We start from the raw sequence: 24716 nt of genomic DNA, 5'->3' as shown, positions 1-24716 counted from the left end.
CCCACTCGGGAGGGTCGCGTACCGCGCGCGGCATGCACACTGACGTATTCTTGCAGCATGGCCTCAGCGGATGACATCCCCAACCTGCCGTTGTTCGAGGACGACCTGCCCCCGCAAATGGACGTCAAGCCCACCTGGCGGGGATGGATCCACGCCGGCACGTTCCCGGTCACGATCGTGGCCGGCATCGTGCTGCTTTTGTCGGCCGAGGGCAGCGCGGCCCGGTGGAGTTCGCTCGTGTTCGTGCTCAGCTCGATGCTGCTGTTCGGCAATTCGGCGCTGTACCACCGGTTCGACTGGAGTCCGCGCACGAAAGTCATCCTCAAACGGATCGACCACGCCAACATCTTCCTCTTGATCGCGGGCTCCTACACGCCCATCGCCGTGCTGGCCCTGCCGCCCGCCAAGTCCACGCTGCTTCTGTCGCTCGTTTGGGGCGGCGCCATCCTTGGAATCGCCTTCCGGGTGTTCTGGATCCACGCCCCGCGTTGGCTCTACGTTCCGCTGTACCTGGCACTCGGCTGGGGAGCGCTGATGTTCATCGTGGACTTCTTCCAGGCCAACGCAGCGATGATGACACTGATCATGATCGGCGGGCTCTGCTACTCGGTCGGCGCCGTCATCTACGGCATGAAGCGGCCGAACCCGCTGCCGGGCGTATTCGGCTTCCACGAGATCTTCCATACCCTGACCGTGGTGGCCTTCCTCTGCCACTGGGCGGCGATCATGATCATCGCGACGAACCCGATCCACCCGTAGTTCGCTAGTCTTTTTCGGCGATTCCGGCCTCTGCGGCCTTCTGTGCGGCCATCTCCGCCTGCAGACGTTCCTGAATCTCGGCGCGGTAGGTGTTGCGGCGCACTCGGCGGGCCATGTCCATCGCCAGCAGCACCGCTCCCACGGCGACCAGAGCAATCGCCACAAAGCCCTCCGGGCCCGGCGTCACCGTGTTCGGGTCAAACTCCGGCGATGGGGTCGCGGCCAGGACGATGCTCACGAGCGGAGCCAGGATCAGGGCGCTCACGAGTCGTCCCGGATTCCGGTGAAGAGGTCGGATTCAGGTATCACGGTGTCCACTTTCGATTCGACGAGCTGGAAGTCTTCATAGGGCCACGCCTCGCGGATGAGGTCGTTCGGCCAGAAGAAGAAACTGCTGGTGGGGGCAACCTGACTCGCGTGGGCGCGAAGCGCCGCGTCCCGCACCTCGAGGAAGTCCCCGACGGGCACATGGGTCGTGGCCAGCTTCGGGTAGTCTTTCATCCACTCCCTGGCCGCCCCGAGCGGCTCCAGCAGGGGCGAGTCCGGCTCCGTGACGCTCAGTTCCAGGAACATGGCGTCGACGCGTTCGAGGTTGAAAATCCGATCGTAATAGAGCTTGTTGACCTGCCAGGGCTCACCGGCATCCGGGTACCGGGTCGCGTCGGCGGCGGCACGGTAGGCCTCCATCGACACGTCGTGGCAGCGGATGTGGTCGGGATGCGGGTAGCCGCCCTTCTCGTCGTAGGTCACCAGGACCTGCGGTCGAAATTCGCGGATCAGCCGGACGACCGGTTCGGCGGAGATCGCCACCGGGATGTCCGCGAACGAGTTCGGGGGCACCGAACCGTCTTCGTTCATGCCGGAGTCCTCGTAGCCGAGCCAGCGGTGCTGCACGCCGAGGGCCCGCTGGGCCTCGGCCATTTCCAGACGGCGCAGTCCCGGCAGGTCGCGCTCGGCCAGCGGATGGCCGAGCAGGGCCTCATTCAGGATGCTCCCCCGCTCGCCGCCCGTGCAGCTCAGGATCATCACTTCTGCGCCGAGACTCCGGTAGTGGGCATAGGTCGCAGCGCCCTTGCTCGACTCGTCGTCGGGATGGGCGTGCACCGCCAAGAGTCGCAGCGTCATGAAACTCCTCAGAAATGCCAGATATCCTTGGTACTAAGACTAATCGTTGATCCGTGAGTGTGGAGTCTGAGTGGCCCTGAGCAGCAACCTCGACACCCGGTACGGGCGTGCCCCGAACCGGGGCACGAGAGACCGTCGCGTTCTGTTCGTCTCAGCCGGCTCCCTCGCGGCAATCCTCCTGGGCTTCGTGGTCTGGGTGGGACTGGGGGCGTCGGAGCCTTTGATCGAGACCCGGGACATCCGTCACAGCATCATCGACGAGAACACTGTGAGCGTCACGTTCGAGGCGTCCATCCCGGTCGGCCGCACCGCCAGCTGCGCCGTTCAGGCGCTCAATGAGAGTTTCACGGTGGTTGGCTGGAAAGTCGTCGACCTGCCCGCGAGCACCGTGTATTCGCGGTCGACGACGACGGATGTGCGCACCACCGAGCAGAGCAACACCGGATTGATTTACCGCTGCTGGCTGACCTAGACTGATGGCTTCGCCCTGACGTGATCGTCGGGGCGTCCGTTGTATATCTGCGGGTTCACCCGCACGGGCATCGAACAAGCACGAACAAGCATGAGGAGATTCCACCCATGACTACCGAAACCACGGTCACCTGGCTGACGCAGGAGGCCCACGACCGCCTCGCCGCGGAGCTGGACACGCTCAGCACCGTCGGGCGCGTCGAGATCGCGAAGAAGATCGAATCGGCTCGCGAGGAGGGCGACCTCAAGGAGAACTCGGGCTACCACGCGGCCAAGGATGAGCAGGGGAAGATGGAGGCCCGCATCCGCACCCTCGTCCTGCTGCTGCGCAACGCCGAGGTCGGCCATGCGCCGGAAAGCCGGGGCGTCGTCGAGCCGGGAACCGTGATCACGGCCACGATCGCCGGCGATGAGACCCGCTTCCTGATCGGCAGCCGCGAGATCGCCGGGGACAGCGACCTCGACGTCTTCAGTGAGCAGAGCCCGCTCGGCACCGCGATCATCGGCCTGGCCGTCGGAGCGACAACGTCGTACGTGACGCCCACCGGCAAGGAAATCGCCGTCGAGATCTTCCTCGTGGAGACCTGGACCGGCAACTAACAGCACCGATTCCCCGCTCGCGCCCCGCTTGGCTCCCGCCGTCGAATTCGTTGGCGGCACGGCACCGTCACGAGCGTCGAACCCACGACGCTCGATGCGTCGACGCTCGCCCGCTAGTCGATCTGCGGGTCGTATCCGGCCGCACGCAACACATCCACGACGAGCTGGCGGTGATCGGGCCCGCGAGTCTCGACGCTGACGTTGAGTTCGACCTCGCTGATCTGAAGCCCCACACCGTGCCGCGTGTGCAGAACCTCGATCACGTTGGCGTGCGCCTCGGCGAGCAGCTCCGAGATGCGGGCCAGCTGCCCGGGACGGTCGGGCAGCATGATGCGCAACGTGAGATAGCGGCCGGATGCCGAGAGACCATGGCTGATCACGCGCTGCATCAGCAGCGGGTCGATATTTCCCCCGCTGAGGATCGCGACCGTTGGGCCGGTCGCGGTGACCTTGCCCGCGAGGATCGCCGCCACGGCGACCGCGCCGGCCGGCTCGACCACGAGCTTGGCGCGCTCGAGCAGCACCAGGAGGGCACGAGCCGTGTCGTCCTCGGTGACGGTGACGACCTCATCGACGGCATCGCGCACGATCTCAAAATTGAGCATGCCCGGTTTGGCCACCGCGATGCCGTCGGCGATGGTCGGCATGATCTGGATCTCCAGCACCCGGCCGGCCTCGAGGGACGGGGGGTAGGCGGCCGCGTTGGCGGCCTGCACCCCGATCACCCGGATCTGGCGGCCGTCCCGGCGCGCGCGCTGCTTGAGCACGCTGGCGACACCGGAGATGAGGCCGCCGCCACCGATCGGAACGATCACGGTGGCGAGGTCGGGAACCTGATCGAGGATCTCCAGACCCACGGTGCCCTGGCCGGTGACGACATCCGCGTGGTCGAACGGGGGGATCAGGATGGCGCCGGTCTCGGCGGCCCACTCCGCGGCCGCGAGCAGCGGCTCGGCCACCGTATTGCCGCGCAGGATGACGTGCGCGCCGTAGTCGCGGGTTGCCTGCAGCTTGGGCAGGGCGACGCCCACGGGCATGAAGATCGTGGCCTGGATGCCGAGCTCCCGCGCCGCGAAGGCGACGCCCTGGGCGTGGTTGCCGGCCGAGGCGGCCACGACACCGCGGGTCTTCTCTTCGTTGGTGAGCTTGGACATCCGGTTGTACGCACCGCGGATCTTGTATGACCCGGTGCGCTGCAGGTTCTCGCACTTGAGGAGGACCGGCGCGCCGAGGAGCTTCGAGAGGTAGCGGGACGTTTCCATCGGGGTGACGGCGGCGACCCGACCAACGACATCCCGGGCGGACTCGAAATCGGCCAGGGTCGGTCCGACGAGCGAGACATTAGTCATGGGAGGCACTTTTCTCGAGGCGGTATGCCGGTCGGCGGAAACCGGGGCGTTGCGGGACGGTCTGCCACAACGTGGAGGCGAAGACGGGTGCCGAGGCGACCTGCTCGGATCGCCACGCCCCGCTGTTGATGTAACTGATCATGACGTTGAGCACGGCAGCGATCGGCACGGCGAAGAGGGCGCCGGCGATGCCCGCGAGCAGGGCGCCGGCCGCCACCACGAGCACGACACCCAGTGGATGCACCTTGACCGCCGTACCCATGATCAGGGGCTGGAGCACGTGACCCTCGACCTGCTGCACCAGCAGCACAACGCCGAGCATCAGCAAGGCCACCACCCAGTCGTTGAAAATCAGGGCGATCACGACCGCCACGGCGCCCGTGGCCACGGCGCCGACGATGGGGATGAACGAGCCGAGAAAAACGAGCACGCCGATCGGGATGGCGAGCGGAACCCCCAGCAGTGCGGCCCCGACCCCGATGCCGATCGCGTCGATGGACGCCACCAGGATCTGCACCCTGGCGAAGTTCCCCAGCGTGGTCCAGCCGGCCACCCCCGCGCCGTCGATGGCCGCGCGCGCGCCCTGGGGGAACAGGCGCACGATCCAGGACCAGATGCCCTTGCCATCGATCAGGATGAACAGCAGGCTGAACAGCGCCAGAAGGAAACCCGTCACCAGGTGGCCGAGCGAGGACCCCACGGAGAGCGCCCCGGAAACGAAAACCTGGCTGTCCGCCTGAATGGCGTCCCAGGCCTGGCCGAGGAACGCGTTGAGCTCCGGTTCGGTCAGCTGCAGCGGCGACGCCAGGAGAACGGCCTTGAGGCTGTCGTAGGAGGCGGCGAGCCTGTCGTTCAGGCCGACCGTGCCGATGGCGATCTGCGTCACGGCCAACGTGACCAGTCCGCCGAGGATCGCGAAGGTATTGATCAGAGCGATCACGACCGCGAGAGCCTTGGGAAATCGATGTCGCACCAGGAATCCGACGAAGGGCACGAGCAGTGCCGACACCAGCACGGCCACGAGCAGCGGGATGACGATCAACCGGAGCTGGATGACGATGAAGATGAAGACAGCAAGTGCGCCGGCGAGCGCGAGCAGGCGCCAGGACCAGGCGGCGGCGAGTCGAATGCCGGCCGGCAGGTTCTCGTCGACCCCGTAGCCGTGCGAGGGCGGGAGCTCGACCAGGAGCGGGGGTACGGTGCGGCGGCGGCCGAACACGCCGAAGAAGCCGCTGCGGGCGGGTTTTCCGTCGGTTTCCATCACGGACTCAGTCTAGGCAATCACACGTGCCGTCTCCGGTATGGGCCAAAGGTGCTCGCCGCCTCAGGCCCCGGACCGGTCACTATGCCCGAGACGGGAGCGGGTCGACCGAGACGGGCGCGCCCGTGAACCGCACCAGGACCCGGTCCCCGGCCGACGGATGCAGCCGCGCGCCGTGCTGCACGACGAGCGACGCTCCGTCGTCCAGGCGCACCCTCGTGCGCCGGAGCGAGCCGTGGAAGCTCGACGAGAGCACGACCCCCGGTGCCCCCGCAGCGCCGAATTCGAGGTCTTCCGGCCGCACGGAGACGGACACAGCGCCATCCGCCTGCGAGGGGTCGAGCAGCGGCAGAGAGGCACCGTGAACCCGCGCGAACCCGTGGCGCACCACGCCGACCAGTCGATTGCTGAGCCCCACGAAGTCGGCGATGAATGACGAGGCCGGCCGGGTATAGAGCTCTTCCGGTGCTCCGACCTGCTCGATGGAACCCGCCCGCATCACGGCGACGCGGTCGGCCACGGCGAGCGCCTCGTCCTGGTCGTGCGTGACGAACAGGGTCGTGATGCCCAGTTCGGTCTGGATGCGCCGGATCTCCTCGCGCAGCACCACCCGAACCTGGGCGTCAAGGGCCGACAATGGCTCGTCGAGCAGGAGCACCCGAGGCTCGGTGACGAGGGCGCGCGCCAGCGCCACGCGTTGCTGCTGACCGCCGGAGAGCTGGTGCGCGAAGCGGTCGTAGTGGGCGTCGAGCCCGACCAGGGCGAGGGCCACGGCCGCGCGGGCGCGCCGTTCCTCGCCACGGACCTTCCGCATGCGCAGGCCGAACTCGACGTTCTCACCCGCGCTGAGGTGCGGGAACAGCGAGTAGGACTGGAACACCATGCCCAGGTCGCGCCGGCTCGTCGGCAGTGTCGACACGTCGGCTCCGTCGATCAGGATGCTTCCGGCATCCGTGGATTCGAGCCCGGCCAATACCCGCAGCGCGGTGGTCTTGCCGCTGCCGCTCGGGCCGAGCAGGGCGACGAACTCGCCCGCGTGCAGGGTGAGATCGAAGCCATCCAGGGCACGATGGCCGGTGAAGTCCTTCACCACGCCCGCGAAGCGCACCGAGGCACCCGCCGGGGCGTTCGCCGCCGGACGGTCCCGGTTCTCATTCTGGGTCCGAAGCTGGTTCTGGTTCATAGCTGACCTCCGGTGGTGGGCCGTCGCCGACTGCCGGTGCGAACCGTGCCGAGACGCCCGATGACGAGCAAGAGCAGGAATGCGAAGGTGAGTGCGAGCAGAGACAGGATGACGGCCGTGTAGGGGTCAGCCTTGCTCACGACAACGAGCGCTGTCTGCAGGGTGATGCGGTTGAGCAGGGAGGCGATCGTGAATTCGCCGAGCACGACTGCGACCGAGATGAACGCGCCGGCGAGGATGCCGCGGCGCAGGTTCGGAATCAGTACCCGCACGAGCACGCTCACCCAGCCCGCGCCGAGCGTGCGGGCCGCCTCACTGAGCGTGCGCACGTCGACGCCGTCGAGGTTCGTCTGGATGGCCCGGTAGGCGAACGGGAGCACCGTGATGCCGTAGGCGAAGGCGAGGGTCCACACACCGCTGCCCAGCAGGCGGCCGAGCACCGAGTACACCGGGGCCAGGCCGACCACAAGGACGATGGCCGGGATGCTGATGGGCAGAATGCAGACGAACTCCATCACGCGGCGCAGGCGGGGAAACCGCAGGTGCACCAGCAGCAGGGTCGGCACCAGCAGCAGGAGAACGATCGAAACGGTGCCCACGGCCAGCCCGACCGAGTTCCCGAGCGCGACGAGCACCGAACGGTACGGGCCGGCGAAGCCACCCTGGAACAGGGCCGTCCAACGGGAGAGGTCGTGGCCGCCGGCGAGGCCGCGGCGCAGGGTGAACTCGACCATGGCGACGATGGGGATGGCGAAGAGGAGGCCGATGCTGCCGAGGATGAGGCCGCGCGCCAGCCGGGTGGGGGTGTGCGCCACCGCCTTCATCGCTGCCACCGCGCCGCCCGTGCCTGCAAGGCCGAGTAGCCGGACATGACGACGAACATCACCAGGATCATGCCGAGCGCCAACGCCCCGGCGAGATTCTCCCGGCCGAGCAAGGTTTCACTGGTCAGGGCCGAGCGGATCTGCAGCGGAACGATCTGCGATCCCTGGCTGGTGAGCGCGGCGGCGGTCGCATAGGAGGAGAACGCGTTGGCGAAGAGCAGCAGCAGGCTGCCGAGAAACGAGGGCGCCAGCACCGGGAACGCGATCCGAAACCAGTAGGTGGCCCGGTTGCCGCCGAGGGTTGCGTTGGCCTCGGCCCAGTGCGGGTTGAGCGCCTGCAGGGCGGGCAGGAAGGTGATGATCATCAGGGGAACTTGAAAGTAGATGTAGGGCAGCACGAGGCCGGGGAGTTCGTAGAGCCATACCCCGTCGGCGAAGATGTCGACACCGAAGGTGTCGCGCAGGATCACGGTGACCAGACCCTGGATGCCGATGGTCGCCACGAACGCGAAGGCCAGCATGACGCCGCCGAACTGGGCGAGCACGCCGCTGAGGGAGTCCACGACGGCGCGGAGGGGGCCGTTCGCGCGCGCGCCGAGCAAGCCGTAGCAGGCAAGGGCACCGACGACCGCACCCACAACGGCGGTGAGTGCCGACAGTCCGAATGACGCGGCGAAGGCGTCTCTCACGACCGGGGTGCCCAGCGCGGCCACAGTCTCGAGCGTGAACACCCCGGACTCGTCGACGAAGCCGCTTCCGACGGCGATCAGGGTAGGAACAAGCAGGAAGAGCACCACATATGCCGCGAACGGCAGCAGCCCGAAGGCTGCCGCCGTGCCGCGCCGGCTACCGGACAGCTGCGGCCCACTTCGCGCCGAGGAGCGCGGCTCCCGCGGCGCTCTCCGCCTCGGAGGGGACGACCGTCTCGGCCGGGGCCGCCGGGAGTGCGGCGAAGAGCGCGGCGTCGATGGTGCCGGCCGCGGCCATCGCCTCGGCGCGAACGGGGCGGGCGCCGCCGGCGAGCCAGAGGTTCTGGCCCTCGTCGCTGTAGAGAAATTCCTGCCAGAGCCTGGCTGCGGCCGGGTTCGGGGCATCCTTGTTCACGGCCTGGTTGTAGTAGCCGGCATAACCGGTTCCCGGGAAGACGACGACCTCCCAGTTGCGCTCGCCGGCCAGACTGGTTCCGTAGCCCACGTTGAGGTAGTCCCAGTCGAAGACCACCGGGGTCTCACCCGACGCGATGGTCGCCGACGTCGGGTCGATCTTGACGAAGTTGCCGGCCTGGTTGAGCTCGTCGAAGAAGTCGATGCCGGCCTGGAAGTCGCCCACCTCGCTCCCGCTCTGCACGGTGGCCAGCCCGACGGCGGCGAACGCAGCCCCGGCCTGTGTCGGGTCGCCGTTGATCGCGACCTTGCCCGTGTACTCGGCGCCGAGCAGGTCACGCAGCTCGGTCGGCGCGGGAACGGCGTCGGGGTCGTAGCCGACCGCCAGGTAACCGCCGTAGTCGCCCGTGTACAGCCCGGAGGCCTCCTTGAGCGCATCCGGGATTTCGTCCCAGGCCGCCACCTGGTAGGGCGCGAAGCGATCGGTGCTGGACAGCGCCACCGCGAGGCCCAGGTCGAACACGTCGGGGGCGGTGTCCTGCCCGGCGAGGTTGTCCGCGGCCAGGATCTCCTCGGCGCTGGACGCGTCCGGCGAGGCCTCGGTGATGGTGATTTCCGGGTACTTCTCGGAAAATGCGTCAAGCACGGCGCCGTAGTTGGCCCAGTCCCGCGGCAGGGCGATCACGTTCAGAGCGCCTTCGGCCCGGGCCGCGTCCTCGAGGGCGGCCAGGTCGCCGAAGGCGGAGAGGCTGGTCGCGGAGGCGGCATCGACCCCCGTGGGTCCGGAACCGGCATCCGCGGCACCGGAGCAGGCGGACAGGCTCAGGGCGAGGGCGGTGGCCGCGGCCGCGGCCAGGATGCGCGTGGTGAACAAGATTCCTCCATCGGACCCGTGGCGGCCGCCGCGCGAAAACGCGGACGTGTGGAGCCGGGTAGCCGGTCAAGGCGAGGTTAGGAGCGGCCGTCGACCGTGAGGGGGTGCGCCGCTGAACATCGGGTGAATGCCGTCTGAAGCGTGCCACTAGGGTCGGAGAGTGGTGCAGACGATCTCCCCAGCCCTTGCCCGCCGGATCGCGCTCGGCGCGCAGGGCTTCGGCCGCCCGCCGACAGTGACGCCGGGCATCCGTCAGCTGGATGCCCTGGTGAACCGGCTCGGGCTGCTGCAGATCGACTCCGTGAACGTGTTCGAGCGCAGCCACTATATGCCGGCGTTCAGCCGACTCGGCGCCTACGACAAGGCGCAGCTGGACCGACTGACCTCGGGCCGCGAATCCCGGTTCACCGAGTACTGGGCGCACGAGGCGTCGTTCCTGCCGCGCGACGCCTGGCCGCTCTTCGGCTGGCGGATGCGCGAATTCCGGACCCGGTCGGCAACCGAGGCGTGGGCGCAGGGCAACCGGCCGATGCTCGACTGGCTGCTCGCCGAGCTTGCCGCCAACGGTCCCCTGCGCGCGAGCGCCATCGAGCACGACGCGAACCGCCGCAGCGGCCCGTGGTGGGGCTGGTCGGACGTGAAGACCGGGTTGGAGACCCTGTTCCGCTGGGGCGACGTGGCGATCTCGGGCCGGGAACGGTTCGAACGGGTCTACGGGCTGCCGGAGCAGGTGTTCCCGCGGGAGTTGCGGGAGCGAACGGTCGGCCGGGACGACGCGCACCGCGAGCTGGTGAGTCGCTCGGCGCGGGCGCACGGAATCGGTACGGGGAAGGACTTCGCCGACTACTTCCGGTTGCGCGGCCCGGCGACCCTGGCGGCCATCCACGACCTCGAGGATGCCGGCGAGCTCATCCCGGTCGAGGTGCCGGGCTGGGGTGCGGGCGGCGCACCGGGGGGCGCCTGGCTGCACCGCGACGCGCGGCTCCCCCGCCGGGTGGATGCCGCGGCCCTGCTGTCGCCGTTCGACCCGGTCGTCTGGGAACGGGCGCGCGCGTTGCGCCTGTTCGGATTCCACTACCGGATCGAGATCTACACGCCCGAACCGAAGCGGGTGTTCGGTTACTACTGCCTGCCCGTGCTGCTCGGCGACACGATCGTGGGCCGGGTCGACCTGAAGAACGACCGGCAGGCGCAGGTGCTGCGGGTGCGCGCGGCCTGGGCGGAGCCCGGCGCGCCATCGGACACGGCCGGACGCCTCGCAGCCGTTCTCAAGGAGGCCGCCGCCTGGCAGGGCCTGCCGCAGATCGAGGTAGAATCGCGCGGCAACCTCGCCGAGGCGTTGGCCGCCGAGCTGCGTTAGCGGCCGTCGAGGATGGTCAGAACTTGCGGCCCATCGTGTGCAGGCGCTCGACGCGCTCGGCGATCGGCGGGTGCGTGGCGAAGAGCTTGTCCATCACGCCGGGCTTGAGCGGGTCGGCGATCCAGAGGTGGGCCATCGAGGTATTCTGCTTCTTCATCGGGCGCCCGAAGGCCTCGAGCTTGCCGAGTGCGCTGGCCAGGGCGTCCGGATGCCGCGTGGTCAGGGCGGCCGTCGCATCCGCTAGGTATTCGCGCTGCCTCGACACCGCAAGCTGCACGATCGTGGCGATCAGGGGCGCCACGAGCATGGCGACGAGACCGACCACCATGATGACGGGGCTGCCATTGTTTTTGCTGTTCCGGCCAAAGAACGCCATTCGAAGGAAGATGTCCGAGATGAACCCGACGGCGACGACGAGGCCGAACACGACCATTGACAGGCGGATGTCGTAGTTGCGCACGTGGCCGAGCTCGTGCGCCATGACGCCCTCGAGCTCGGAGTCGGTCATGATCTCCAGCAGGCCGGTGGTGGCCGCGACAATCGCGTGTTCCGGGTCGCGCCCGGTGGCGAAGGCGTTCGGCGCCGGGTCGTTGATGACATAGATCGCGGGCATCGGCGTGCCGGTGGTGATTGAGAGGTTCTCGACGATGTTCCAGAGCCTCGGATTCTCCGATTGACTGGTGATGCGGATGCCGCCGCTCATCGCGATCGCCTGGCGACCGGCCACGAAGTACTGCACCACGGCGTACCCCGTGGCGAAGACGACCGTGAAAATCAGGATGCTGTAGTCACCGGGCGTGCTGTAGACCGCGTTGGCGAGCCAGCCGAGACCCGCGATGATGGCGATGAACAGGATGATGATGAAGACGGTGTTGCGCTTGTTGCGCGCAATAGCGCTGTACATGGCAGCCGTCCGCTAGAACTGAACGCGAGGCGGCTCCGCGATGGCGGCGGAGTCGGACACTTCGAAAAAGTCTCGCTGGGTGAACCCGAGGTTGCGGGCGATGAGGTTGTTGGGGAAGACCTGGATCTTCGTGTTCAATTCCCGAACGCCGCCGTTGAAGAACCGGCGTGAGGCCTGGATTTTGTCCTCCGTGTCGACGAGCTCGCCCTGCAACTGCAGGTAGTTCTGGCTGGCCTGCAGCTGCGGGTACGCCTCCGCTACGGCGAAGATGCTGCGCAGCGCGGTCTGCATGTGGTTCTCGGCGGCGGCGGCCTCGGACGGACCCTGCGCGTTGAGCGACTCGGCCCGTGCCTTCGTGACGTTCTCGAAAACGGCCCGCTCGTGTGCCGCGTAGCCCTTGACCGTCTCGATCAGGTTCGGGATCAGGTCGGCCCGGCGCTTCATCTGAACGGTGATATCACTCCATGCCTCGTCCACGCGCACTTTGAGGGTGACGAGGGAGTTGTACGTGGCCCAGAGGTAAATCCCAATGATGACGACGAGTGCAACAACGATGAGGACCGGGATGAGCCATTCCATGGCAGCTTCTCCTTGAGGTGAGGCGGGGCGGGCAAGCAGGCCGCGGCGGCGTTTTTTACGACGCACGCACCATCATAACCGCGGGCCCTGGGGCTCACATGCGCTTCCCGACACACTCCAAGAAACGCGGCGATGACCGGCCCCACGCGACCGTCAGCGGGTGGAAAGCACCGTCTGCAGCCAGCGGTAGGAGGACTTGGGGGTGCGGGTGCGGGTGCCGCTCCGGAAGTCGACGTGCACGAGGCCGAACCGTTGGGTGTAGCCGGCCGTCCATTCGAAGCTGTCCAGCAGGGACCAGACCAGGTAGCCCTGCAGGGTGACCCCGTCGGCGATCCCGCCGGGGGCCACCGCGGCGAGCGCCGCCGTGATGTGCTCGGCCAGGTAGTCGATCCGGGCCGGATCGTGCACGGCACCCCACGTGTCGGCGGCGTCGGGGAAGCTCGCTCCCCCGGCCGTGATGCAGACGGGCGGCAGGTTCTCCGCGTAGCGGTCGCGCAGTTCGCCGAGGGCCACACCGAGGTATTCGGGCGCGATGGCCGTGCCGGCGTTGGTCACGGGGAACTCGCGAAACGGGGTGACGTGGAAGGGAAAGGCCACGGGCTTCTCCGCCGGCCCGCTGGGCGGAGGCCCGTTCGGGGTCTTCGGGGCAGCGGCGCCGGCCTTGATCCGGCTCGGCTGGGAGTAACCCAGCCCGTAGAAGTCGAGCGGCTGGTGGATGGTGCGCAGGTCGTCCGGGTCGGTTTCCAGCAGCATCCGCATCGGCACCTGGTAGGGCTCCGGCGGTTCCGGGTAGCGGCCGAGCAGCACCGCGTCGGCGTAGACGCGATTGTGCAGCACGTCGAAGAGCGCGGCGGCGACCTCGTCGGCTTCGCGGCCGCTGGCGGCTTGCACGGGCGAGTGCACGTTGGAAATCCCGATCCGGCCGCGCACATCGGCGGCGCGCAGCCCCTGCACGGCGAGTCCGTGAGCAAGCAGCTGGTGGTGCGCCGCCGGCAGGGCACCGAAGAGCCGGGCCTCCCCCGGGGCATCCGTTCCGAGGGCGTAGCCGTTGAGGGTCACCGTCGCGGGGTCGTTCAGGGTCAGCCAGGAGTCGATCCGGTCCCCGAACACCTCGCCGACCTGGTGGGCGTAGTCGCCGAACCGCATCGCGGTGTCTCGGTTCAGCCAGCCGCCGCGCAACCGCACCGGGGTGTCCCAGTGGAACAGGGTCGCCATCGGGCTGATCCCCGCGACCAGGAGCCCGTCGAGCAGCCGGTCGTAGAAGGCCAGGCCGGCCCGGCTGAGCGAGCCGCGGCCATCGGGCTGCAGCCGGGACCAGGCCAGGGAGAACCGATAGACGTCGACGCCCAGTTCGCGGAGCAGCGTGACGTCCTCGTCGAGCCGATTGAAGTGATCGGTCGAAACGGATGCGTTGGAGCCGTCACGGATGCGCCCGGCGGTGGCCGTGAACGGGTCCCAGCTCGACTCCCCGCGACCGCCGTCCCGGGCGCCACCCTCGATTTGGAACGCGGAGGTTGCCACGCCCAGGGTGAAGCCGTCGGGCAGCCGGTCGCCCAGTTCCCCCGCCCGGTGTTCCCAGGCGCGGGCGGCGGGGGTGTTGCTGTTGCTCATCGACCCAAAACTCTTTCCAGATAGCTGTTGCTGAAGCGGCGCTCCGGGTCAAGCCTGTCACGCACCGAAAGGAAGTCGTCGAAGTGCGGATAGTCGGTGCGGAGGGACGCCGCGTCCTGGTCGTGCATCTTGCCCCAGTGCGGACGCCCGCCGTGCGCGCGCATGATGGCCTCGACCGCCTGGAAATACGCCGCCGGGTCCTCCCGATAGTACCGGTGCACGGCGATGTAGCCGGTCTCCCGGCCCGCGGCGGTGGACAGCCAGACGTCGTCGGCGGCGGCCGAGCGCACCTCGATCGGGAACGAGATGCGCCAACCCCGCGCCTCGATCAGCGCCCGCACCTCCCGCAGCGCGGCCGGTACCCGGGCGCGCGGCACGGCATATTCCATTTCTTGAAAACGCACCGTGCGGTTCGTCAGGAACACGTGGTGCGAGACATCCGTGAATTCGCGTCTGCCGGTCAGGCGGGCGGCGAGTCGGTTGAATCCGGGGACTGTCGCCGGCGCCATGGCGCCCAGGGCGCAAATGCCACGGTAGACCCCGTTCGCGAGCAGTTCGTCGTCGACGAAGCGGGCGACCTTGCCGAGCGGCGACCGGCCGGACTCCAGGGGCAGCCGGGTGTTGGTCTTGGTCAGGGCGGTCTCGGTGTGCGGGAACCAGAAGAACTCGTAGTGATCGCTGTGGTCGGTCCGGTCGAGGTAGTGCTCCAGGACCTCCGCGAGCGGCTCGGCCGCCTCCACCGCGTGCAGCAGGAACGCGGGCACGCACTGCAGGGTCACGTCCACCACGATTCCGAGCGCACCGAGACCGAGCCGGGTCGCGGGCAGCAGCTCCGGGTTCTCCGTGGCGCTCACGCGCAGCAGGCTGCCGTCACCGACCACCAGGGTCAGCGCCACGATCTGGGTGGCCAGACCGCCGTACCGGCCGCCCGTGCCGTGCGTCCCGGTGGACGTGGCGCCGGAAATCGTCTGCCGGTCCACGTCGCCCAGGTTCGGCAGGGCCAGACCGTACGGCCGCAGCAGCCGGGGCAGTTCGAACAGTCGGGTGCCCGCCGCCAGAGTGACCTGCCCGGCCACGGTGTCCACACCGATCAGCCCGGCGAGGTCAAACAGGTCAAGCTGCACCCCGGGCGCGAGCGCGATGCCCGAGAAGCTGTGCCCGGAGCCCACGGCCTTGACCCGAAGGCCCACCGCCCCGGCCGCCACCACGGCGCGCTGCACGGCGGCGACGCTCGACGGCCGCTCCACGCGCACCGGAGTCACCGCCTGGTTCCGGGCCCAGTTGCGCCACACCGCTCCGCTCGCACTCACAGAAAGGCCTTCCCCTCACCCCGGTAGGTCGGCAGGATGTCGACCACCTTTCCATTCTCGACCAGCGCGAACTCGTTCACGTGCTCGCTCAACTCCCCCGACTTGGTGTGCCGCGCCCAGACGCGGTCACCGACGCGGAGCCGGGCCGCACCCACACCGGTGAGCGGGGTCTGCACCTCACCGGCCATCTCCCGCGGCACCAGGCCGAGGCCCTCCGGCCAGACCACGCGGGGCAGCCGGTCGGCCCCGGGCACGCCGGACGCGATCCAGCCGCCGCCGAGCAGCACGGCCGTGGCGGGGCGGGGCTTCCGCACCACCGTGAGGGCGACCGCGGCCGCAGGCGCGGGCCGGAAGCTCGCGAAATTGTCGAAGAGGTGGCCGCCGAAGAAGCCGCTGCCGACGGCAATGTCGGTGACGGATGCGTCGGCGCGCGTGCTCTCGACCGAGCCGGTTCCGCCCCCGTTCACGAACTCGAGGGGCGCGACCTCCCGCACCGCGGCGACGGCCGCGCTGCGCCGCTCCCTGAGCTCGCCAATGGACCGGCGCCGCACCCAGCGGGTGACCAGGCCCCGGATCGGTTTCCCGGCCGACCCGTCGCCGATCCCCGCCACCTGCGCCTCATAGGACATCACGCCGACGAGAACGAAGCCGGGGCGGGCGACGATGTCCTCAGCGAGCCGGCGGGCCTCGCCGGGGGTGTGCACGGGTGAACGCCAGACGCCCAGGTGGCCGAGCACGGGGGCGTCCCAGGCCGCGTCGAGTTCAAGGCAGACCCGGATCGGGGTCCGTCTGCCGGGCGGAAGCACGGCATCGATGAAGTCGAGGTGCGCGATCGAGTCGACCATCAGGGTGACCGCCCCGGCCAGCACGGGCGAGCGGCCCAACGTGCGGATCGCGGACCGGTCGGCCGTGGGGTAGCCGACGACGACATCCGTCACCGTCTCAGCCAGCCAGAGCGCCTCCGCCAGGGTGTAGGCCAGCACACCCCGATAGCCGGGCATGGCCAGGATGGCCTCAAGCACGCCGCGCACCCGAATCGACTTCGACGCGACCCGGAGGGAGGTGCCGGCCGCGCGGTCCAGCAGGTCGTGCGCGTTGTGGCGCAGGGCACCCAGGTGCAGGGCGGCGACGGGGGCGTCCAGGTGCGCCGTCGCGGCCGTGAGCTCAGGCCAGAACAGCCCCGGCGTCTGCCACGGCCGGCCCGTGGGACGGTGGGAGAGGTCGAGCATCAGCGCACCGCCTTCAGTAGCCGGGACCGAGGAGACCCGGCGCGGTAGCCCAGCCACAGCCGCCCCGTGCTCTTGCGCGGGGAAGCAGCAGCACGGATGTTCCAGCGCCAGTATGCCCTATGGCCCCCGCCGATCACGAATGGGTGTCGTCGCCGTCTAATTGGGTGTCGCACGTTGACTTTCGCGGCGCTGGCCCGTGAAATGGTCACAGGGGGAATCATGTTCGGGACACGTATGGCCGGTTCGGGCGGAACGCCCGGGCGTCGTCGTCGACGGTGGATGCCCGGCCCCCTGCCTCTGTTCGTCGCCCTGGTCGGCCTGCTTCTCCTCGGCGTACCGGGCGCGGCGTTCGCCGAACCGGCTGCCGCAGCCACGCCGACTCCCACGCCGACTCCCACAAGCGAGCGGGACGGCATGGCGGCGCCGGCGAACGCGCCGGCCATCGTCGGCCCACCGCCGGGCAGTTTCGTGGGCAGCGGAACCACCACCGTCTCCGGCACGGGCGAAGCCGGCCGGGAGATCCAGTTGCTCTCCCCCGTCGACGGTCAGGACCCGCTCTGCTTCGCCGTGGTCGACGGAGCCGGCCAGTGGAGTTGCGCCGCGGTTTCCCTGCCGAGCGGGCCATCCGTGCCGCTTCGCGTCGTCGTCACCGGAGCCGCCGACCTGACCGACGAGCACACGATAGCCGTGTTGTCCGCCCCCCGGGTGACGGGCGGTCCCACCGGTGGGAGCCTGACCAACGGCACGGTGCGCGGCACCGGCTATCCGGGGGCCTCCGTCGTCGTCACGGTGAGCGACGGCCCGCGCTGCACGGCCACCGCCGACGCCTCCGGCAACTGGTCGTGCACGTTCGCCGACGGCCTCGCCGGCGGGCAGGCCGAGGTCTCGGCCAGCCAGCAGACGAGCTACAGCAATCCCTCATGGTCCAATTCGAGCGCACCGGTCGACCTCGTCTTCGACCTCGACCGTCCGGCGCCGCCCACGCTGACCACGCCGGTGAGCGGCGCCCAGCTGCCGCTCACCGACGCCGGGTACACGGGAACCGGTGAAGAGGGTGCGACCGTGACCGTCTTCGCCGGGTCATATTCGGTCTGCAGCGCCGTCGTGGCATCCGGGTCGTGGAGTTGCTCGGCGGGCGGAGTCGCTGCCGGTACCTTCCGGGTGATCGCGGTGCAACTCGACCTGGCCGGCAACCTCTCCCCGGGCAGCCCCGGGGTGGACGTGCGCTACGGCGTCCCCACCCCTGCCCCCTCCGGCTCGACCGGCCCCGAGGCGACCGCCCCGTCCGCCGACGCCCCCGCCGCCCCACCGCCGGCCGAGGAGTCCGCACCGGCGGAAGCCCCGCCCGGCCCTGCAGCCCCGGCCTCGCCGGCACCGCAGGCGGACCGTCCGGCCGTGGCCCTGGCCACACCGCTGCCGGGCGGCTGGAACGACCCCACCCGGTTCGCCACGGCCGTGCTGCCACCGTGGTCGACCCCCGACCTCTCCTGGTTCCAGGCGGTGTTGCTGGCGCTCGGCGCCCTCCTGCTGTTATGCATCCCCGCGCGCCTCCTCGCCGGGACCGTGTTCCGGGCCACGGACGGCCGCCCGCTCTGGCAGAGCATGCCGATCGCGGGCCGCAACCGGACCCGCGAGGAATTCGAGACCGTTCCCGAACTACCTCTGAACCGGTGGCTGGTGGCCGGCGCCGCCGTGCTGGCCGCGGCCACCCTCGTCATGCTATCCGGACCGGTCACCAGCCAGCCAGCCTACCTGCGGCTGCTCCTCGCCGTGGCGCTGGCCCTCCTCATCGTCAACGCGGTCGGAGCGCTCGTTCCGCTCTGGTGGAGCTCCCGCGTGTGGCGGACGAAGGCGTCCGTGACCTTCCTGCCCCGTTACCTGCTACTGGTCGCCCTGACCGCGTTGGCCTCCCGGGCTTTCGACGTTCACCCGGCGCTCGTCTTCGGGCTGCTCGGCAGCGTCACCGTGGCCCCCGAGGTGCTGACGCCGAGGCGCGGCCCACTCGCCGCCATTCGGGCCGGCAGCCTGATCGGGCTGGCCGTGGTCGGCTGGCTGACGCTGGGCCTGCTGCCGGCCGCGGACGGCTTCCTCAGCGCGCTGGCGGCCGAGATCATCAACAGTGTGGTGCTGGCCGCGATCGGTTCGGCAGCGCTGGTGCTGATCCCGATCGGACGCACCAGCGGACGGAGCATCCTCGCCTGGTCACCGCCGATCTGGGCGTGCCTGACCGTGCTCGCCTTCACGATCATGTTCGGAGTGCTGTCCCCGGCGGTGGAACTCTGGCACGAAGGTGGCAGCCTCAGCCTGTGGTGGGTGGCAGGCACTCTGTTCGCCGCCGTCAGCATCGGGGCCTGGGTCTGGCAGCGGTTCGTCACGCCCGCCCGAGTCTGAGCCTCGGCCACCTCGATGATTCCGCCGAGAGGGCGCGGGATCAGGCCCGCCGAGAGGTCGCACGGCCGGTCAGGCCCGACGGATCAGGCCGGCCTGCCGGCCGGCCGCGACGGCCGCCGTGCGTGAGGACACCCCGAGCTTCGGGTAGATGTGTGGCTGCCTGCTGCTCATGGTGGCGCTGCTGTTCGGCGTCTCGGCGCTGACCGTCGGCGCATTCTTCACGGTCTGGAGCATTTAGAGGCACGCCCGCCTGCTCGCCGTGACGTCCACCCTGGTCGACGGCACCCTGACGACGAGCCGCCACAGCGTCACAGCGTCACGGCGCGTCCGCGGCGCACGCTATCGTCGAGAGCGTGCGCCTCGGAGTCCTTGATGTCGGTTCGAACACCGTCCACCTGCTGGTCGTCGACGCGCACGCAGGCGCCCAACCGGTGCCGATGGCCTCCGACAAGGCCGTGCTGCGCCTGATGCGCTACCTCACCCCCGAGGGCGCCATCACCGACGAGGGGTGCACCGCCGTGCTCGAGTCGGTGCGGAACGCGGCCGAGGTGGCCCGCCACCACCACGTCGACGACCTCCTGCCGTTCGCCACCTCCGCACTGCGTGAGGCCGTGAACGGGCCCGAACTGCTCGCCCGGGTCGAACGGGAAACCGGGGTCGCCCTGCAGGTCCTGTCCGGCGAGGACGAGGCCCGACTGACGTTCCTGGCCGTGCGGCGCTGGTACGGCTGGTCCGCCAGGGACATCCTGCTCTTCGACATCGGGGGCGGCTCCCTGGAGATCGCCGCCGGAGCGAACGAGGTGCCCGCGGTCGCGCTGTCGCTGCCGCTGGGTGCCGGCCGTTCCACCATCGGCTTCCTGCACAACGACCCGCCGCTGCCCGCGCAGGTCTCCGCCCTCCGCGAGCACGCCGCCGCCGTGCTCGCGGAAGCCCTGGTGGCGTTCGAGGGGCTCCCGGCGCCGCACCACGTCGTCGGTTCGTCCAAGACCATCCGCTCCCTGGCGAAACTGGCCGGCTCCACCACGGACGGTTTCGGGTCGGGCGAGCGGATGCAGCTGAGCCGCTCGCAGCTGAGCGACTGGGTCCCCCGGCTGGCTCGGATCCCGGCTGAGGCGCGCCCGGCGCTGCCCGGCATCACCGCCGACCGCACCTTCCAGATCGTGGCCGGTGGCATCGTGCTCCACGCGGCGATGGCCGCGTTCGGGGTGACCGAGCTGGAAGTGTCGCCGTGGGCGCTCCGCGAGGGCATCATCCTGAGGTATCTGGACCACCTGGAGTAGCTGCCCCTGACCCATTCGACGGAGATTCTGCCGAGAATGGCGCGAAACGGGCTCCGAGGCCAAGATCTCCGTCGAATTGGTTCCGCACTCGGCCGTCTGAGCTCCAACCGGGTGGCGCCGAGGGAGCGCTCTGGTCGGCGCGGCGCCTTCGCCGTGGTGATCACTTCCAGAAGAAGAAGCGGCTGATGTCCCACGTTGCGTGCAGAATGCCCCTGACACCGTTCCTACGTCGGGGAATGGCACGTGGCAGGAGGAATCGGCCGTTTCACTCGCAGAGGGTAGCGCCACGAACCGGGCCGGACAGGCTGCCGCACAGGTCGAACGACGAGGCTCGGATGCTGCCGCCCGGACGGCGGGCGTCGGGCTGTGACGCTGTGACGTACCGTGTGGTGCCCCCGCTGGGGGTCGAACCCAGACTGTGACGATTTTAAGTCGTCTGCCTCTGCCATTGGGCTACGGGGGCGCGCCCGGTGAACCGAACGCCTCAAGCGTAGGGGCTGCGGGCGTCTTCGGTTTCTCCCGGTGACGCCCGCAGACGCTGTTACTTGACGGGTGCGGTCGCCGCGGCCTTCTCGGTCGTCCCTGCCGAAGCGACTTCCGCAGCCTTGTCGGCCGCGGTCTTTCGCGGGGCCCGGGGTGCGCGCGCCGTTGCCTTGGCGGCGGGACCCGTGCCGGGCGCGGCTACGGTGGCCGCTGCCTTGGCCGATGCGGCGACGGTCACCGGAGCCTTGGCCGGAGCGGCAGAATCCACGACCGGCTTGGGCCGCGAGGCAAACTCCACGAACGTGGCCCGCGGATGCTGCACCGCGGCCAGCGAGACGATGTCGCGACCGAGGAAGAAGTTGTTCATCCAGCCCCAGACGATGCGCAGCTTGCGCTCCCAGCTGGGCATGGCCAGGCCGTGGTAGCCGCGGTGGGCAAACCAGGCCGGCAGACCCGTGATGGCGATCTTGCCGGACTGGAAGACACCGGAACCGATGCCGAGGCCGGCGACGGCACCCAGGTTCTTGTGCAGGTATTCCTTGGGAGTCTCGCCGCGCAGCACCGCGACGATGTTCTTCGCGAGGAGCTTGCCCTGGCGCACCGCGTGCTGAGCGTTGGGCACGCAGAAGCCGCCCACGCCCCCGCCGCTCAGGTCGGGGACGGCGGTGATATCGCCGGCGCCCCAAGCGTCGGCGATGATCTCGTCTTCGGTTCCGACGCGCAGGTCGGGGCGCACCTGCAGGCGTCCACGATCTTCGATCGGCAGGTCGGTGTGGCGCACGATGGCCGGGTTAGCCATGACTCCGGCTGTCCAGACAATCAGATCGGTCTCGAAGCTCTCGCCGGTGGACAGTTCGACCTTGCCGTCGACCGAGCTGGTCAGCTGCGTGTTCAGGTGGATTTGCGCGCCGCGTTCGTCGAGGTGCTTGATGACCCAGAGGCTGGTCGGCAGCGAGACCTCGGGCATGATGCGCCCCATCGCCTCGATCAGGTGGAAATGGGTGTCGTCGAACCCGATCTGCGGGTAGGACTTCAGCAGCGATGACGCGAAGGAACGCAGCTCTGCGAACACCTCGATGCCGGCGAAGCCCCCGCCGATGACGACGAAGGTGAGCAGGCGGTCGCGCTCGGGGCCGGCCGGAAGTTGGGCAGCCTTGTCGAAGTTGGTGAGCACGCGGTCACGGATGGCGACGGCTTCCTCAATGGTCTTCAGACCGATGGCCTGGTCCGCGACGCCGGGGATCGGGAACGTGCGCGACACGGCGCCGGCTGTCACCGCGACGACGTCATAGACGAATTCGTAGGGCTCGCCACTGGGCGGGGTGATGGTCGCGGTTTTCGTGGCGTGGTCGATGTGGGTGACCTTGGCCGTCACGACGTTGGTCTTCTTGAGGTGACGACGGTGCGCGACTGCGGCGTGGCGCCCCTCGATAGATCCGGCTGCGACCTCCGGCAGGAACGGCTGGTAGGTCATATACGGCAGAGGGTCGACCATGGTGACCTCGGCCTCGCCGGCGCGAAGCCATTTCTCCAGCTTCCACGCGGTGTAGAACCCGGCGTAGCCGCCACCGACAATAAGAATTTTGGGCACTATGAAAGTCCTCCTACATGATTTGGCTGCACGAAAACTTACCGTTTTGACCGGATTCGCTTGATGTGCCGAGTGGCCCCGGTGCCGAGCAGCGTTACCAGAGTACCAAACCCGACCAGGACGAAGAGCGGCACTGTGACATACCTCAGCGTGAGCGGGCTGGGCAACCATGCCGCGACGACGCTGGGGGCAGGCAACGCCGGGTCTTCCTTCGGCGCGACCGGCACCTGCGTGGCGGTCTGCGGCGTGGGCTCGACCTCGGTGTCCGCCCGCCGGTGTACCCGGATCCACTCCTCCAGCAGGGCGGCCGGTTCCGGGCTCGTGGATTCCGGCACGACCGCAGTGACCGCCGCCGCGGCATCGATCAGACCGTTGCCGTAGATCGGGCTGGGCACGACCCGCCCGTTCGGGTCGGCAGTTTCGATGACCCGGTTCATCACCTCCGCAGCATCGAGACGGGGATAGGCGGCGCGCACCAGGGCGACCAGGCCCGACACGATGGGCGCGGCCGCGCTGGTGCCGTTCCACTGCACGTAGCCGCCGCCCGGAACGACGCCCACGAGTTGCTCGCTGGGCGCGGCCACCGAGATCGTGATGCCCTGCGAGGACGCGTCGAAGCTGGCGCCCTTGCTGCGGTCGACACCGGCGACCGTCAGCACCCCAGGGATGGTGGCCGGGGCTCCGACCTCGGTGGTGCCGCTGCCTCGGTTCCCGGCGGCGGCCACGACCACGACGTCGTTCTCGAACGCGTAGAGGAAGGCGTCGTCCCAGCTCGGCGGCCAGTCCAAGGTGTTGCGGGTGAGGGACATATTGATGACGTCCGCGCCGTTGTCGACGGCCCAGCGGATGCCCTCGGCGATCTGGTCGTCGTTGCTGAGTGTGGCGTCGCTGGTGCCGAAGGCCACCGAGACGGCCAGGATCGACGCCTCGGGAGCCACTCCCAGCACGCCGGACCCCTCACCCGTGCCGCGGCCGGCCAGCAGGGATGCCACCAGAGTTCCGTGCTCGCTGCCTTCTCCGACGGGCGTCTGCCCGTTGGCGGAGCCGAGCCCGGAGACATCCGTTCCGCCGACGACCGCACCGGTGAGGTCGGCGACGCCGGCGACACCCGTGTCGATGACGGCCACCGTCACACCCGCACCACGGGTCGTATTCCAGGCCTGGGTGAATCCGTAGTCGTTGAGCCAGTACTCAAGGTCACGCACCTGCGTGTTCTCCGCGAAGGCCGGCGCGGTCGGTGCAACGAAAGCCCCGCCCAGCGCCATGGTCAGGCCCAGGGCGACGCCCGCGCCGATCCGACGCCAGGCGGAGCGGGTCACTCGTCGGCCGTGGTGTAGTCGAGGCACTCGCAGACGGCGGGCGTCCAGGCTGCCCGGGCGAGGGCCAGATCACCGATCGGGTTCACTCCGGGACCTGCGGCCAGAGAGTGCGCGGCCAGCGCGTGCAGGCATTTCACGCGTTCGGGCATGCCGCCGGAGGAGATGCCGACGATTTCCGGAACCGTGCCCAGGATCTCCCGGTCGGCGAGGAAACCCTCATGCGCACGCCGGTAGCGGGCACGCACCTGCTCGTCGTCGGCCAGCAACTGGTTGTACTCGTTCATCACCTGGGTGGCCTCAAGGAACGACAGCGCGGCGGTCGCCGCGGGGTGCGTCAGGTAATACAACGTGGGGAAGGGGGTGCCGTCGGCAAGGCGCGGCGCCGTCGCCACCACAGTCGGGGCGCCGCAAACGCAGCGCGCGGCGATGCCCACGACGTTGCGGGCCGGGCGTCCCAGCTGAGCCGAGACGATAGTGATGTCGTCCTCGGTGACCGAATCGAAGGGAGGCCGGGTCATTTCGCGGCCTCGGGAGCCAAACCGGCCGTCATTACGGAGGCGAACATGGAGGAGAGCCAATCGACGTTGGTGGTTTGGATGGTGGGGGTGGCGACCGGTGCGGCCGCGTCACCCGCGACGGGCAGGGCCAGATCGTTGATCACGAGGAAGCTCACGTCGCCGGGAAGCACATAGGACAGTCGGTCCCTGGCCTGCGTGGTGACGTAGGTGCGGTCGTTCCAGCGTTCTCGCTCGCTCTTCAACTCTTCCACGGCGCCCTGCTGGGCCTCGACCGCCGCCGTGAGCGATTCGATCTGCTGGCGCTGGTCGGCGTAGGTGCGGATGCCGGGCGCAAGGACGATCACGGCCATGATCAGGAGGCCCATCATCACCAGAGAAAACCCGGACAGGCGCAGGCCGCGCAGCCAGCGCGCGGCCGCGGTCTCGGTCGGGGGCAGCGCGACGGGCTGTTCTTCGGCGCGTTTCCTGGCCACGGCAACTCCCTTCGTGAATCGCTGGTCGCGGTTGTCCCGCACTGGAACCCTAACCGCAATCGGACAAAAAAATGGAGCTCCCGAAGCCGCGGGGATGAACCCGCGCTCCGAGAGCTCCA

Annotated in this window: 24 protein-coding genes and 1 tRNA gene; 6 read left to right on the top strand and 19 right to left on the bottom strand. The window is 69.2% G+C overall.

Annotated elements, in window-relative coordinates; genetic code table 11:
- Window positions 1–57: 57 nt before the first annotated feature.
- Window positions 58–759 carry a hemolysin III family protein gene (locus E3O62_RS05110; RefSeq protein ID WP_134393801.1) on the top strand — a complete coding sequence of 234 codons (702 nt, stop codon included), beginning with the start codon at window positions 58–60 and terminating at the stop codon, window positions 757–759.
- Window positions 760–763: 4 nt separating this feature from the next.
- Here the strand turns inward: E3O62_RS05110 and E3O62_RS05105 are convergent, their stop codons facing one another.
- Both E3O62_RS05105 and mca read right to left on the bottom strand, forming a co-directional pair.
- A complete protein-coding gene (locus E3O62_RS05105; RefSeq protein WP_134397756.1) occupies window positions 764–1024 on the bottom strand; it encodes a hypothetical protein in 261 nt (86 codons plus the stop codon).
- Complete coding sequence (gene mca, locus E3O62_RS05100; protein WP_174720106.1) at window positions 1021–1884, bottom strand: mycothiol conjugate amidase Mca; 864 nt, start codon at window positions 1882–1884, stop codon at window positions 1021–1023. Before mca ends, E3O62_RS05105 begins: the two co-directional genes overlap by 4 nt.
- Before the next feature lie 70 nt (window positions 1885–1954).
- Here mca and E3O62_RS05095 point away from each other — a divergent pair, with 70 nt between their 5' ends.
- Complete coding sequence (locus tag E3O62_RS05095) at window positions 1955–2356, top strand: DUF4307 domain-containing protein (RefSeq protein ID WP_134393803.1); 402 nt, start codon at window positions 1955–1957, stop codon at window positions 2354–2356.
- Between the two features lie 107 nt (window positions 2357–2463).
- Complete coding sequence (gene greA / locus E3O62_RS05090; protein ID WP_134393804.1) at window positions 2464–2955, top strand: transcription elongation factor GreA; 492 nt, start codon at window positions 2464–2466, stop codon at window positions 2953–2955.
- A gap of 113 nt (window positions 2956–3068) precedes the next feature.
- Here the strand turns inward: greA and ilvA are convergent, their stop codons facing one another.
- The 6 genes from ilvA to E3O62_RS05060 all read right to left on the bottom strand — a co-directional run bounded on the left by ilvA (window position 3069) and on the right by E3O62_RS05060 (window position 9549).
- A complete protein-coding gene (ilvA, locus tag E3O62_RS05085; protein WP_134393805.1) occupies window positions 3069–4304 on the bottom strand; it encodes a threonine ammonia-lyase in 1236 nt (411 codons plus the stop codon).
- Entirely contained in the window at window positions 4297–5565 is a 1269-nt protein-coding gene (locus E3O62_RS05080) for an AI-2E family transporter (RefSeq protein ID WP_134393861.1), read from the bottom strand. Before E3O62_RS05080 ends, ilvA begins: the two co-directional genes overlap by 8 nt.
- Window positions 5566–5647: 82 nt before the next feature.
- A complete protein-coding gene (locus E3O62_RS05075; RefSeq protein WP_134397755.1) occupies window positions 5648–6748 on the bottom strand; it encodes an ABC transporter ATP-binding protein in 1101 nt (366 codons plus the stop codon).
- Entirely contained in the window at window positions 6745–7572 is an 828-nt protein-coding gene (locus tag E3O62_RS05070) for an ABC transporter permease (protein WP_134397798.1), read from the bottom strand. The genes E3O62_RS05075 and E3O62_RS05070 overlap by 4 nt, the downstream gene beginning before the upstream one ends.
- The gene (locus E3O62_RS05065) at window positions 7569–8429 is read right to left on the bottom strand and encodes an ABC transporter permease subunit (RefSeq protein WP_134397799.1); all 861 of its coding nucleotides are present in this window, start codon (window positions 8427–8429) and stop codon (window positions 7569–7571) included. Before E3O62_RS05065 ends, E3O62_RS05070 begins: the two co-directional genes overlap by 4 nt.
- Window positions 8419–9549, bottom strand: coding sequence for an ABC transporter substrate-binding protein (locus tag E3O62_RS05060; RefSeq protein ID WP_134397754.1), 1131 nt, complete (start codon window positions 9547–9549; stop codon window positions 8419–8421). The genes E3O62_RS05065 and E3O62_RS05060 overlap by 11 nt, the downstream gene beginning before the upstream one ends.
- 160 nt (window positions 9550–9709) lie before the next feature.
- Between E3O62_RS05060 and E3O62_RS05055 the strand changes: the two genes are divergently transcribed.
- Window positions 9710–10909 (top strand): winged helix-turn-helix domain-containing protein, encoded by a 1200-nt coding sequence (locus E3O62_RS05055; RefSeq protein WP_134397753.1) that lies wholly within the window; start codon window positions 9710–9712, stop codon window positions 10907–10909.
- A gap of 16 nt (window positions 10910–10925) precedes the next feature.
- Here E3O62_RS05055 and E3O62_RS05050 read toward each other — a convergent pair whose 3' ends face one another.
- The 5 genes from E3O62_RS05050 to E3O62_RS05030 form a co-directional block, all read right to left on the bottom strand.
- Window positions 10926–11813 (bottom strand): M48 family metallopeptidase, encoded by an 888-nt coding sequence (locus E3O62_RS05050; protein ID WP_104170837.1) that lies wholly within the window; start codon window positions 11811–11813, stop codon window positions 10926–10928.
- Window positions 11814–11825: 12 nt separating this feature from the next.
- Window positions 11826–12392 (bottom strand): LemA family protein, encoded by a 567-nt coding sequence (locus E3O62_RS05045; RefSeq protein ID WP_134397752.1) that lies wholly within the window; start codon window positions 12390–12392, stop codon window positions 11826–11828.
- A 153-nt stretch (window positions 12393–12545) separates the two neighbouring features.
- Entirely contained in the window at window positions 12546–14003 is a 1458-nt protein-coding gene (locus tag E3O62_RS05040; protein ID WP_134397751.1) for a glycoside hydrolase family 1 protein, read from the bottom strand.
- Window positions 14000–15313 carry a D-arabinono-1,4-lactone oxidase gene (locus E3O62_RS05035; protein ID WP_134397750.1) on the bottom strand — a complete coding sequence of 438 codons (1314 nt, stop codon included), beginning with the start codon at window positions 15311–15313 and terminating at the stop codon, window positions 14000–14002. The genes E3O62_RS05040 and E3O62_RS05035 overlap by 4 nt, the downstream gene beginning before the upstream one ends.
- Window positions 15310–16542: an alanine racemase gene (locus tag E3O62_RS05030; protein WP_134397749.1), complete on the bottom strand. Its 1233-nt coding sequence runs from the start codon at window positions 16540–16542 to the stop codon at window positions 15310–15312. Before E3O62_RS05030 ends, E3O62_RS05035 begins: the two co-directional genes overlap by 4 nt.
- A 219-nt stretch (window positions 16543–16761) precedes the next feature.
- Between E3O62_RS05030 and E3O62_RS05025 the strand changes: the two genes are divergently transcribed.
- Window positions 16762–18933 carry a hypothetical protein gene (locus E3O62_RS05025; RefSeq protein ID WP_166786420.1) on the top strand — a complete coding sequence of 724 codons (2172 nt, stop codon included), beginning with the start codon at window positions 16762–16764 and terminating at the stop codon, window positions 18931–18933.
- A gap of 69 nt (window positions 18934–19002) precedes the next feature.
- On the opposite strand, the gene E3O62_RS16515 is transcribed toward E3O62_RS05025, so the two are convergent.
- Window positions 19003–19167 carry a hypothetical protein gene (locus E3O62_RS16515; protein WP_166786419.1) on the bottom strand — a complete coding sequence of 55 codons (165 nt, stop codon included), beginning with the start codon at window positions 19165–19167 and terminating at the stop codon, window positions 19003–19005.
- 119 nt (window positions 19168–19286) lie between these two features.
- On the opposite strand from E3O62_RS16515, the gene E3O62_RS05020 reads away from it, so the two are divergent.
- Window positions 19287–20213 carry a Ppx/GppA phosphatase family protein gene (locus E3O62_RS05020; RefSeq protein ID WP_134393814.1) on the top strand — a complete coding sequence of 309 codons (927 nt, stop codon included), beginning with the start codon at window positions 19287–19289 and terminating at the stop codon, window positions 20211–20213.
- Window positions 20214–20600: 387 nt separating this feature from the next.
- Here the strand turns inward: E3O62_RS05020 and E3O62_RS05015 are convergent.
- The 5 genes from E3O62_RS05015 to E3O62_RS04995 form a co-directional block, all read right to left on the bottom strand.
- Window positions 20601–20676: transfer RNA gene (locus E3O62_RS05015), tRNA-Leu, on the bottom strand.
- 78 nt (window positions 20677–20754) lie between these two features.
- Window positions 20755–22287, bottom strand: coding sequence for an NAD(P)/FAD-dependent oxidoreductase (locus tag E3O62_RS05010; protein ID WP_134393815.1), 1533 nt, complete (start codon window positions 22285–22287; stop codon window positions 20755–20757).
- A 38-nt stretch (window positions 22288–22325) separates the two neighbouring features.
- Entirely contained in the window at window positions 22326–23606 is a 1281-nt protein-coding gene (locus E3O62_RS05005) for a S8 family serine peptidase (RefSeq protein ID WP_370448885.1), read from the bottom strand.
- Window positions 23603–24124 carry a DUF501 domain-containing protein gene (locus E3O62_RS05000; protein WP_134397747.1) on the bottom strand — a complete coding sequence of 174 codons (522 nt, stop codon included), beginning with the start codon at window positions 24122–24124 and terminating at the stop codon, window positions 23603–23605. The genes E3O62_RS05005 and E3O62_RS05000 overlap by 4 nt, the downstream gene beginning before the upstream one ends.
- Window positions 24121–24597 carry a septum formation initiator family protein gene (locus tag E3O62_RS04995; RefSeq protein ID WP_134343481.1) on the bottom strand — a complete coding sequence of 159 codons (477 nt, stop codon included), beginning with the start codon at window positions 24595–24597 and terminating at the stop codon, window positions 24121–24123. Before E3O62_RS04995 ends, E3O62_RS05000 begins: the two co-directional genes overlap by 4 nt.
- Window positions 24598–24716: the final 119 nt, after the last annotated feature.

It is taken from the genome of Cryobacterium sp. TMT2-15-1, assembly GCF_004402345.1.
Taxonomy (GTDB): domain Bacteria; phylum Actinomycetota; class Actinomycetes; order Actinomycetales; family Microbacteriaceae; genus Cryobacterium; species Cryobacterium sandaracinum.
This window is presented reverse-complemented; position numbering and strand designations above follow the sequence as displayed.